The sequence below is a fragment of the Streptomyces iakyrus genome, from assembly GCF_000717055.1.
Taxonomy (GTDB): domain Bacteria; phylum Actinomycetota; class Actinomycetes; order Streptomycetales; family Streptomycetaceae; genus Streptomyces; species Streptomyces iakyrus.
This window is the reverse complement of sequence record NZ_JNXI01000053.1, coordinates 1-9899: the sequence shown is the minus strand read 5'-3', so window position 1 is coordinate 9899 and position 9899 is coordinate 1. Positions and strand designations below refer to the sequence as shown.

Annotated in this window: 14 protein-coding genes, 1 tRNA gene and 1 pseudogene; 5 read left to right on the top strand and 11 right to left on the bottom strand. The window is 68.6% G+C overall.

Annotated elements, in window-relative coordinates:
- Window positions 1-108: 108 nt before the first annotated feature.
- Window positions 109-690 (bottom strand): response regulator, encoded by a 582-nt coding sequence (locus OO68_RS41180; protein ID WP_209442686.1) that lies wholly within the window; start codon window positions 688-690, stop codon window positions 109-111.
- A gap of 115 nt (window positions 691-805) precedes the next feature.
- Between OO68_RS41180 and OO68_RS41175 the strand changes: the two genes are divergently transcribed.
- Window positions 806-877: transfer RNA gene (locus tag OO68_RS41175), tRNA-Arg, on the top strand.
- Window positions 878-1109: 232 nt separating this feature from the next.
- On the opposite strand, the pseudogene OO68_RS42835 reads toward OO68_RS41175, so the two are convergent.
- The 10 genes and pseudogenes from OO68_RS42835 to OO68_RS41125 all read right to left on the bottom strand — a co-directional run bounded on the left by OO68_RS42835 (window position 1110) and on the right by OO68_RS41125 (window position 8192).
- Window positions 1110-2515, bottom strand: a pseudogene (locus OO68_RS42835) (tyrosine-type recombinase/integrase).
- Entirely contained in the window at window positions 2512-2706 is a 195-nt protein-coding gene (locus tag OO68_RS41165; protein WP_033314625.1) for a helix-turn-helix transcriptional regulator, read from the bottom strand. Before OO68_RS41165 ends, OO68_RS42835 begins: the two are co-directional and overlap by 4 nt.
- The gene (locus OO68_RS41160) at window positions 2682-3980 is read right to left on the bottom strand and encodes a replication initiator (protein ID WP_078625821.1); all 1299 of its coding nucleotides are present in this window, start codon (window positions 3978-3980) and stop codon (window positions 2682-2684) included. The genes OO68_RS41165 and OO68_RS41160 overlap by 25 nt, the downstream gene beginning before the upstream one ends.
- A 158-nt stretch (window positions 3981-4138) precedes the next feature.
- A complete protein-coding gene (locus OO68_RS41155; protein WP_033314623.1) occupies window positions 4139-4381 on the bottom strand; it encodes a hypothetical protein in 243 nt (80 codons plus the stop codon).
- 24 nt (window positions 4382-4405) lie between these two features.
- Complete coding sequence (locus OO68_RS41150; RefSeq protein ID WP_033314622.1) at window positions 4406-4600, bottom strand: hypothetical protein; 195 nt, start codon at window positions 4598-4600, stop codon at window positions 4406-4408.
- Between the two features lie 16 nt (window positions 4601-4616).
- Window positions 4617-4808 (bottom strand): mobile element transfer protein, encoded by a 192-nt coding sequence (locus OO68_RS41145; protein ID WP_033314621.1) that lies wholly within the window; start codon window positions 4806-4808, stop codon window positions 4617-4619.
- A gap of 10 nt (window positions 4809-4818) precedes the next feature.
- Window positions 4819-5487 carry a DUF2637 domain-containing protein gene (locus OO68_RS41140; protein WP_033314620.1) on the bottom strand — a complete coding sequence of 223 codons (669 nt, stop codon included), beginning with the start codon at window positions 5485-5487 and terminating at the stop codon, window positions 4819-4821.
- A gap of 84 nt (window positions 5488-5571) precedes the next feature.
- Complete coding sequence (locus OO68_RS41135) at window positions 5572-6951, bottom strand: FtsK/SpoIIIE domain-containing protein (RefSeq protein WP_033314619.1); 1380 nt, start codon at window positions 6949-6951, stop codon at window positions 5572-5574.
- Window positions 6951-7307, bottom strand: coding sequence for an SCO3933 family regulatory protein (locus tag OO68_RS41130; protein ID WP_033314618.1), 357 nt, complete (start codon window positions 7305-7307; stop codon window positions 6951-6953). The genes OO68_RS41135 and OO68_RS41130 overlap by 1 nt, the downstream gene beginning before the upstream one ends.
- A 165-nt stretch (window positions 7308-7472) precedes the next feature.
- Window positions 7473-8192, bottom strand: a complete 720-nt coding sequence (locus OO68_RS41125) for a GntR family transcriptional regulator (protein WP_233580483.1) — start codon at window positions 8190-8192, stop codon at window positions 7473-7475.
- Here OO68_RS41125 and OO68_RS48180 point away from each other — a divergent pair.
- The 4 genes from OO68_RS48180 to OO68_RS41110 are packed head-to-tail and all read left to right on the top strand — an operon-like array spanning window position 8106 to window position 9628.
- Window positions 8106-8348, top strand: a complete 243-nt coding sequence (locus OO68_RS48180; protein WP_245237455.1) for a hypothetical protein — start codon at window positions 8106-8108, stop codon at window positions 8346-8348. The genes OO68_RS41125 and OO68_RS48180 overlap by 87 nt on opposite strands.
- A gap of 20 nt (window positions 8349-8368) precedes the next feature.
- Window positions 8369-8776: an NUDIX hydrolase gene (locus tag OO68_RS41120; RefSeq protein ID WP_033314627.1), complete on the top strand. Its 408-nt coding sequence runs from the start codon at window positions 8369-8371 to the stop codon at window positions 8774-8776.
- 46 nt (window positions 8777-8822) lie between these two features.
- Window positions 8823-9248 (top strand): ATP-binding protein, encoded by a 426-nt coding sequence (locus tag OO68_RS41115; RefSeq protein ID WP_033314617.1) that lies wholly within the window; start codon window positions 8823-8825, stop codon window positions 9246-9248.
- Window positions 9248-9628 (top strand): hypothetical protein, encoded by a 381-nt coding sequence (locus tag OO68_RS41110; RefSeq protein ID WP_033314626.1) that lies wholly within the window; start codon window positions 9248-9250, stop codon window positions 9626-9628. Before OO68_RS41115 ends, OO68_RS41110 begins: the two co-directional genes overlap by 1 nt.
- Window positions 9629-9899: the final 271 nt, after the last annotated feature.

The following is a 9899-nucleotide window of genomic DNA, read 5'->3' as shown; positions in this document are numbered from 1 at the left end:
GACTTCGCAATCCACACCGAACCCAGAGGCCCTCGCCTCGTTCAAGGACCACTCAAGGCGTGTCGCCTGTCACCAACGTCCCGGGACAGCACACCTAGGGCCTCGCGCCTACGGCACGGCGGGCAGATCCACTTCCTTGGCGTGTTCTCCGGCGTCCACCGCACGTTCCGTCGCGCATTCTGCCGCGTGTCCCGTCACATGATCCGTCACGTGTCCCGTTGCGTGATCCTTCGCCCGAAAGCCGCCGCGCTGCCGGCCCTCGCTCCGGGCCCGCTCGACCAACTGCCGCACCATACGGACCAGTTCGGCGGGCTCGAAAGGCTTGGCGAGGAAGGCGTCGACGCCCGCTTCGAGTCCGGCCTCGACCTCGTGGTGCCCGCAGGCGCTGACGATGGCGAGAGGCATGTCGCGGGTGCGCGGATCGGCCCGGAGGCGAGCGGCCGTCCGGATCCCGTCCAGCCGGGGCATGACGACATCGAGGGTCACGACATCGGGCTGCACCTGATGCACGACATCAAGACATTCGGCACCATCGGCCGCGGTCACGACCTCCAGCCCCTCCAGCTCGAGGTTGACCCTGATCAACTGCCGGATGACCTTGTTGTCGTCCACAACAAGCACCCGGCCCGACGCGCCTGGCACAACTCGAGAGTAGGTCGGCCCCGGCCATCGCGTCCGGGTTTTCCCCACTTCCACCCCGCACGAGCGACCGACATCCCCGCCCCCGACAGCGAAAACCCGTTCATGACCACCCCGAGGGAGCTGGTAGTGTTCTACCCGTCGCCGCGAGCAACGCGACGAACACGCCCCCGTAGCTCAGGGGATAGAGCAACGGCCTCCGGAGCCGTGTGCGCAGGTTCGAATCCTGCCGGGGGCACCTTGGATGAGGTGCCCAAAGACCCCGCCATCAGCGCTTTCGCTGGGACGGGGTCTTCGTGTGTGTGCAGGCGTATGCCGCTCGGAGCGGCTGTATGTCGGCCGCCGTGGACTATCCGTGGACTGGCCACAGGCCAGGAATCCGCAGGTCAGGGCCGGAAAACGCCGAGGCCCCCGGACCGTAGTCCAGGGGCCATCATGCCGTAGGTGCGCGTGTCGGAGGTGTGCCGGGATCAGGTCCCGTCGCCGGGCTCGTCCTCCTGGCCGTCGCCCTCACCGAGGAGCTCGGCGATCCGGCGGTTGGCGACGTCCTGGCGGCCGTCGAGACACTTCGCGTACCGGCTCAGCAGCACTTCGACGCTGTTGCCCGCGCGTTCCGCAACCTCGGTGGGGTCGACGCCAGCGTTGAGCCAGGAGGAGAGCGCGGCGTGCCTCAGGTCGTACGGTCGAGCGGCCAGCGGCGAGGCCACCTGTTCCGGCGTGAGCGCCAGGTGCCGGGCCTCGTCCCAGACGCGCCAGTACGTAGTGGAGGCGACCACTCCCCCACGTTCGTTGGCGAACAGCCGCCCGTCCTTGGCGGTGCCGAACTCCTCGATGTGGGCGAGGAGCATGCGGACGAGGCGAGGTGGGATCGGGACGATGCGGGTTTCATTCGTGGGGCGATTCTTGAGGCCGCGGTTGTCGTGAACCTCCCCGGTCCCGGTCCAGCGCTTCCCGACGGTCGGGCGGGTCTTCTCCAGGATCAGCGAACCCCACCCGGTCTCCGGCAGCGTGCAGTCCGGACGACGCAGCGCCACAGCTTCCGCCGGCCGAGCCCGCCGAAGTACATGCAGGCGAAGAGCGCGACTAGGCGCCGCCCACGGGCTCTGCGGTAGCCGCCGACGTAAGAGACTGCGGCCAGGAGTTCGCGTGCCTGCCGAGGGTTCACCACGACCCGGCGGTCGACTTCCTTGGTGACCTTCGGAGGCTTCCACTTCACGAGCGTGACCGGGTTCTCCGGAAGCTCCCCCAGTTCTACCGCGTAGGCAAGGGCGTTGAAGAGGACCGCGCGCTTGCGCCGTACCGTCTCTGCGGCCGCTGGAGTGCCCGACAGCTTGAGCTTGAGCGAGTCGAGGACGCGGCGGATGTCTGCCGGATTCTTGATCGTCGCCAATGGCAGCGAAGCCTTGGCCACCCAGCGAAGAGCGTTCGCGATGTCGACCGGCGGAGCTTCCTCGTCCGAGGCTTGGACGACGAAAGCCCAGCCCCGCAGCGCACGGCGCAAAACGTCGTCATCAGGCCGCCCAGGTCGATCACCCAGCAGTTGAGTCGTGACGAGTGTCATCGTCTCGTTCAAGCTGTCGCGGGAGTTTGGAGCCGCGTGCGGCCACTTCATGGCGACGTACGCCCGTGCGAAGTCGTACCAGGTACGGGACGCTTTGACGGGTGCCATCGAGTCCGGCAGACCAGTGTCCGTGTCGAAGGCCTCGCCCTTCTGCGCAGCCCGAAGAAGCTTGGCGCGGAAGTTGTCGGCGAGTGCCTTGGTCCGAAAGGTCTCGGAGAACGGCGGGGCGTCGGCAACCTTCCATCGCACGTCATAGGACGGCGTCTTGTAGGGCCGCTTGCGGATGCCCCACACCCTCACGTCATGCGACTTCACGCCGCCTCCGCGAGCCCGTGGAGCCAGGCGTCGAAGTCACTGCGCCAAACGCGGAGCTCACCATTCGGCAGCTTGATCGCTTCCGGAGCCTGCCCTAGCTCGCGCCAGCGGTAGAAGGTTCGGCGGGACACTCCGCCCAGCTCGGCGAGGATCTGCGGGACAGTCATCAGTTCGTCCCGTCGGCGGTCCATGTCGGTTCTCCTTCCGTTCCGGGGGCGGGTTCGAGAGATGCGGCCAGCCAGGCTTCGGTGTCCGAGAGGCCGGTACCGGCGAAGACCCAGTGCGCGAGGACGTACGTCGTCTCAGGCTCGGCGCCGCTGGGTGCTGCGGCTTGGGCACGGCGCCATTCGGCGCGGGCGTCGCGGAGGGCGCCAAGGGTGGTGGAGTAGCGGCGGGACTTGGTGGAGAAGTGGCCGCGGAATCCGAGCATGTGAGCCCAGGCGCGCAGGCGGAGGTGTTCGAGGTCCTTGCGTACGCCGAGGAACCATGCGGTTCGGATAAGGCGCCGGGCGTGGTCGCTGATGTCGAGCTGGGCGAGTTCGGCGGCAAACTTGAGCGGGCGGTCGAGAGCTCCTGTCGCAGTCTCGGCCCCCTTGGTGGCGTACTTGGCGATGTAGGCGGCGACAGCCCGTTCGGTCAGCTCCTGGCCGCCGTCAAAGTCGGCCGAGCGGATGGTGCGTACGTCGAGCTGGCGACCGAAGGTGAAGGTGTGGGCGCGGCCGTCGATAGTCGGGCCGTCCACGCGGACCTTGGCAGCGGCAGCACGGATGGCGTCCGTGAGCAGCTCGGCGGTTGCCCAAGCAGGGGGTGGAGTGTCGCCGCCGCTGGGGCCGTCGATGCGAATGACCGCGTGGAAGTGGACCGCGCCACGCTTCTGGTACTCCGCGACCTTGGCGAAGGACACGCGGGCGTGCTCGCGGAAGCGCCGCTGGGAGAGGCCGGCGCGCTTGGCGACCTCTCGGCGCAGGTAGGTCGAGAAGCGCCGCCAGAGAGGACCGGCGTGGGCGTTCCAGAGCACAGCGGCTTCGTAGTCGTAGGTGTTCGGGTCGAGCGCGGTGCCGAGTGCCTCGTCGTCCTGGTCGTGGTGGGTGCCGCAGCGGCAGGGGCGCCCACTGGAGGGGCGGTTGTGGACCGGGCCGAAGCTCGGGGCGGTGAAGGTGGCGAACACGCGCGGGTGTGCGGCGACGTGTTCGGGGATGCCCTTGCCCCCGCGCAGGCCGGAGGTGATCAGGTGGAAGGTGTCGCGGCGGTAGACCTCTGCGCATGCGGCGCAGCGGGTCGTCCGGCGGTTGTTGCAGCGGACGAGGAGCTGTCCGGCCGGGAGGCTGGTCGAGTCGAGGCGGTGGAGGACGTTGCCGATCTCGCCGGTCGTGGTGTCGACGTCGTACTCGGTGCGGTGGCCGTCGAGGCGGATCGGGTTGGTGCAGCCGCCGAGTCCGGAGAGCTGGCGGAGGATACCCGGCAGTGTGCCCTGCGCGGCCAGGTTCGCGAGTTCCGGAAGTGGGGCCGGAGTGGTGCGGGTGAAGATGGCGATTCCCCTTCTGACTGGCTCGGTCGGGAGGAACAGGCCCCGGGGCGGCGAAATGCTTGGTCGTGTGCCGCCGCCCCGGAGGCCAGCGCGGTTCAGCGGCGGTGGTCGCGGAGCATGGAGCGCAGGACGACGGCGGCCACGGCAACGGAGATGGCCGTCAAGGCGACGGCGGCGAGGAGCGCGGTAAGGACCACCCCGCCGACGACCAGGGCCACGACGGTCTTCTGATCGATGGAGACCGACGGGAGCAAGCGCCGTACGGGCGCCGACTCGGTCGGGGTGTGGGTGTGCGCGGGCGGCGGGGTCGGGCTGTCGGGGTACTTCGGGAGGAACACGGTTGCCTCTCCTTATCTACTCGTCTAGGCGTGTGAGCTGTTTATGACGGTCACGCCGGAGCGCGTGCCGGACTCGATGGCGGGTGCGAGGAAGGTGCGGGAGAGCCAGAAGCCGAAGAGGGCGATCAGGACGACGATCCAGACGCGGACGCCGAGGAACCTGACTGCTCCCCAGGCGAAGAAACCGAGGACGACGACAAGCGGCAGGCTGACGGTCACGGTTTTCGGGGTCCTTTCAGCGCACGGGGCAGCGGTGGGTGCGGGCGGCCAGCTCGGCGGCGGCGCGGCCGTCGTAGTCGGTGGAGAAGCCGCAGCGCGGGGCGGTGCAGGCTGCGGTGTGCTTCTCCTGGCCCCGGCCGTCGTAGTACGTGCCAACCCGGACGGGGCCGATGCGGACGACGTTGCGGAAGCGGCGATTGGCGCTCACGAGGTCTCCTTCAGAGGTGGGTGGCGATGGCTTCGGCCATGGGTGCGGGGACGCCGAGGCGGGCGCGGAGCGTTGGGGTGTCGATGGGTGTTCCGGTGCGGGTGTGGTGTTCGGCGGCGACCTTGCGGGCGTGGGTGACCAGGGCGGCCGGAACGGGCAAGGCGGGACGCTCGGGCGGCTCGTGCTCGTCGGTGGGTTGGGGTGGGCCTTGTTCGGCGGACGGGTGTGCAGGCGGCTCGGGACGGGCTTCTGGTGCCTCCGCGGAGTCGTGGACCTCGTTGTCCTTGTCGGGGTCGGCGGCCTGGTGGAGCGTTGTCGGTACGGAGTGCGCGAGCAGCGTGCCGCCGAGGAAGGCGACCGCAGGCCAGCCCGCGACGAGGATGCGCAGCCAGGCCGGGACGTGGTCCAGGTCGAGGAGGCCGGCGGTGGCGACATTGGCTCCCAGGGAGGCGGTGAGGGCGATGACGAACCAGCACCACCCGGCCGCTTTGGCTTCCCCGGACCGCAGTCGGCGCCAGGCGGCGACGAGCAGCAGGTCGACCGAGATCGGGTAGGCCCACGCCTTCCACCCGTCCTGTCCGGCCGCCGAGGCGATGTCGTGCAGGTGGGCGAAGGACAGCGCGGCGGCGATGACGGCTTGGACGAGCACCGCGTCAACGCGGGCCAGTTGGGCGCGCATGATGCGGCTCCTTCCGGGTTCAGGCATGCGAGGGGTAGGGACCTGGCATGAGGCGGTCACGCCGACCGGGGTTGGTGGACGAAGTCAGCCGGTAGTAGCCGGGCTGGGTTCAGCGACGGGGGCCGGAGACTCGACTGGCCGTATGGCCACCTCGGGCAGGAAGGGCTTGAGCACAGGCACGTCCGGCACCAGGTGTGCGGACTCTCGGCAGGCCGCCGCCGCATCGCTGAGGGACAGGTACGGGGTCCGGATGCGTGACCAGCCGCCCGAGGTGTCACCTGCCACGGCGAGGCCGGGACGTTCAGGTGCGATGGCACATGCAGCCGAGACCGCTTCGGGTGCGATGTCGCCGAGCGCCATCTTCGCGGAGGCTTCGTCGTTCACTCTGTGGCAGACGCGGCCGGTCAACTGGGCTCGCAGCATGGTGGCGCCCTTGCCCAACTCGGCGCCGAAGCGCTGTCCGCAGACCTCCAGGTAGATGCCGGCCGCGCGGCCGAGCTGGGCGAGGCGAATGAGCTGGGTGACCATCTCATCCCGTCGTTCCTCGTCCTTCCTGGTGGCGACGAGGAACAGTTCAGCAACCTCGTCTACGAACAGCACCAAGGGGACGGGACGTTCGGACTCGGGCAGTCCCGAGATGTCGGAGGTGATCTCTTCAGCCGGGGTACCCGGGGTGATGCCTTGCCGGGCCTTGATCAGGTCGTAGCGGTCCTCCATTTCCTTCACGAGCACGGGCAGCAGCTCGGCTGCCTGCTCCGGGTCGGTCGCCAGCGCGGAGAGCCGGGAGGCGAATGGCGCCAGCTCCACACCGCGCTTGCAGTCGATACCGACGAGGGCGACCGGCTGAGGGGCGAGCCCAGCGATCAGGTGCCGCAGGTACATGGACTTGCCTGACAGCGTCGCGCCGAGGGTGAGTTGGTGGGGTACGGCCCGGTAGTCGCGCACGAAGGGCATGGCGTCTTCCCGCAGAGCCACAGGCACCTGAAGGAAGTCGGCGTCCACCTTGCGCGGCATACGCACCTGCCGCAGCACGTCGAAGCCGACGAGCCGTAGTTCGACCACACCGGGCTTGACCGTCGTCACGTACACGGCGTGAACGCCCCAGGCGTGCCGCAGCCGTTCCGCCGAGGCGGCGACGTCGGCTGGTTCCTGCCCCGGAGCGAGCCGGAGCCGAAGCCGAAGCCCGGTCGAGGTGGGGCGGATGATGCCCCGACGCGGCGGTACGGGCCGGACCTCACGGCGAGTGGTGGCCTTGACTGCCAGCATCCGCAGCCGGGAGGGAGCCACAGTCAGCCCGCAGGCCTCCATGACCGAGCCGTACGAGCTGAGCAGCCGGGCTGTGGATATCGGCAGGCCGAACGTGGACCAGTACACCCCGGGATGCTTGGCCCGGGCGTAGGCGGCCCCGCCGCCGAGTGCGGCGACAGGACCACCCACTTCCAGGAGCGTCGTCAGATCGGTCATCAGGCAGCAGCCCCGGTGGCGACCGGGAACGCGGCCGGGGTTACGGCGGCGGCGCGGAACGCGATGCCGTGCCGCTGCTGCCCGTTGAAGACGCTCTCCCACGGGCGGGCCACCAGCCCCGGCAGCGAGACCGGAGCCCCGAGCGTCAGCCCCTCGGAGACTCCACTCTCAGGAACGGTGACCTTGATCAGCGAGGACTCGCCGTCCTCCAGGTAGACGACGCCGATCGACATCAGCGCCTCTCCGCTGGTGGCGTCCTTGGCGATCTCGCCGGTCTGTCGGTCGCGGACCTTGGGCTCGGGTGCCTCGGTCAGCAGGATCGTTGCGGCGGAGGTCTCTACACGGATGGTGCGCAAGACTTCTTCCCATCTACTCGTCTATACAAGATGCGGGGTTCGAACCCGATCTCCGGGAACGACGACCACCTTGCCACACAACTCGCCCACTCGTCTATACGAGTAAGCCTGTTGGGGTGTACGAGTTCGGGCAGGCAGCCCCGCGCACCACCGCCGATCAGGCGCTCACGTCGCCGGGAGCTGGTACGACAGGACGTACGCGTCCGCCGCCATGACCGTGTCACAGACCTCCACGGCCCGCCCCTCCTGGTCGAACGCGGTCCGGATCAGGTGAATGACCGGCACACCAGAGGCCAGCCGCAGCGTCCGGACCTCGTCGGGCGAGGGCATCCGGGCACGGATCTCTTCCTCGAAGTGGTCGAGGCGGTGCCCCAGTTCCTCAAGCCGCGCGTAGATGCCGCCGGGCCCGGGGTTCGGCTCAGCGATCGGCGTCCCGCGCGCGATGTCGAGCGGCAGATACGAGGTGGCGAACTCCACCGGCCGCCCGTCCAGCAGATACCGGCGACGCCGGGCCAGCACCCGCCGCACGGACCCAAGCCGGGTGGAGACGTCCTGGCTGGCCTTCTCCTCCTTCACCTCCAGGCTGTCCACCTGCGGGTGACTGCCGGCGGCGTCGGCCTCCACGATGAACGCGGACTTCCCCTGCTCGCGATGACGCCGGGCGAACCGGTCTGAGGCGAGACGCCGTACAGGCGGGCGTGGTCGCACGAAGACACCCTTGCCGTGCTCGGCGTGCACCAGGCCCTCGCCCTGGAGGACGGAGAAGGAGTTTCGAACCGTCATACGGGAAACCCCGTAATGCTCGACAAGCTCCGCTTCCGAAGGCAGCTTTTCGCCCTCCTTGAATCGCCCACGGTCGATGGCCTCGCGCAGCTGGTCGGCGATCTGCCGAAAGACCGCACGATCGCTCGTCGGATCGAGGTCGCCGAGGAGGCCGGAGGAAAGAGAGGGCACGTGTACTCCTTTAGGTATCTAGACGAGTGGGCGAGCTTTGTTGCTACGGTGGAGAGCCTAGCCATCCGAGAGGGCAGAGGAACGTGAGCACCGAACGTCCGCACTCCGTGAGCGTCGCCGGAGTCATCGTCGACGACCAGGACCGCGCCCTCTTGATCAAGCGCCGCGACAACGGCCACTGGGAACCCCCGGGCGGCATCCTCGAACGCGAGGAGACCATCCCGGAGGCCCTTCAGCGCGAAGTTCTCGAAGAGACCGGCATCAAGATCGCGCTTCCCGCGACCCTGACCGGGATCTACAAGAACATGAAAGGCTTGATCGTCTCCATGGTCTTCCGCTGTGAGGCCGCCGACGGCACGCCCACCACCGGGAACGAGACCCGCGCACTGCGCTGGGCCACCCGGGAAGAGGTCATCGAACTCGCCGACGAGGCATACGCGATCCGCGTCCTGGACGCATTGGACGCTGTAGCCCCGCCGGCCATCCGCGCCCACGACGGCGTGAAACTCGTCTAGCCCGAACCCGCTGCACATGGCGGCCTACCAGCACGAAGGAACTTGTATGCACGAGTATACGAGCACCGCCCGGGTCTGGGGACTCACTTGCCCAGGTTTTCCGGAAGAGGTGAGCCGGGCCCGCCGCTGGACGCGGGACATCCTGCGGGGGTCTCCCCTGGCTGATGACGCCGAACTGATCGTGAGCGAGCTGAGCGCAAACGCGATTCTCCACACGGCGAGCGGCGGGGTAGGCAGCTTCCACCTGGCCCTCGCGGTCTCCCCCAAGGTGGTCGCACTGTCGATCACCGACGAGGGAGGGGCGGGCACCGCCCCGAAGGTCGAGCAGCCGAGCGTGGACGCGGTACACGGCCGCGGCTTGGGCATGGTCAGCGTCATCGCACACCGGGTCATCGTCCACGGCAGCAACAGCGGCTACACCGTCACAGCCGAACTCTTCACGGACCCCCAGCCGGGAGGACGCCCGTGCTGATGGACAAGCCCCAGCGGGGCTTCTGGTGCGAGTGCTGGACGCAGGATGTCAACGACGAGACGGGGCAGCCGGCACTCCGGGCATCCTTCGATGCCTACTCGGCACCACAGGCCGACAGGTGGGTTGCGGTCGCCTTACGCACCATCTCACCAGCACTCGACCCGGACGCCTCCGACGAGGCCTGGGGCTGGCTCTACGACGGCCGCATCGATACCCGACGAGCCCTCTTACGCATGGAAGCCTGCATGGTCTCTCTGACACACGCCAGCACCCGCATCACATGGACGATCCGACCAGTGGTCTTCCTGCCCTTGGCCCACCGCCAAGGCGTCGATCTCCCAGCCTGTGCATACGACTTCACGCCCCGCGCCACAGACTGAGTTACAACTTTCTCTACTGGTTCAAGTGCCCGCGCACGGCGCGGGCGCGCGCCGCCGGGCGCGGCCTGCCTCCTGTCTTCGCCCCGGCTGGCCGCGCCCGGCGGCGCGCTCGGCGGCTGCGGGCACTCGTGGGGAGAAACCCTCTGTGGCTGGGGCAGTCGGCTCCACGGCTTTAGAGGTCGTTCTCTTTCCGAACCTCAGGTGCGACTTTTGCTGCTCAGACATGAGATCACGGCTGTCGCGGAAGTCTCGGCTCGTTGCTGGCCGAGAT

Bases quoted from the DNA above. Each gene is read 5' to 3' on its own strand.
- OO68_RS41165 (WP_033314625.1), bottom strand. From the start codon at position 2,706: ATGGACCGCCGACGGGACGAACTGATGACTGTCCCGCAGATCCTCGCC.
- OO68_RS41140 (WP_033314620.1), bottom strand. From the start codon at position 5,487: ATGCGCGCCCAACTGGCCCGCGTTGACGCGGTGCTCGTCCAAGCCGTC.
- OO68_RS41135 (WP_033314619.1), bottom strand. From the start codon at position 6,951: ATGACCGATCTGACGACGCTCCTGGAAGTGGGTGGTCCTGTCGCCGCA.
- OO68_RS48180 (WP_245237455.1), top strand. From the start codon at position 8,106: ATGCTCGACAAGCTCCGCTTCCGAAGGCAGCTTTTCGCCCTCCTTGAA.
- OO68_RS41115 (WP_033314617.1), top strand. From the start codon at position 8,823: ATGCACGAGTATACGAGCACCGCCCGGGTCTGGGGACTCACTTGCCCA.
- OO68_RS41110 (WP_033314626.1), top strand. From the start codon at position 9,248: ATGGACAAGCCCCAGCGGGGCTTCTGGTGCGAGTGCTGGACGCAGGAT.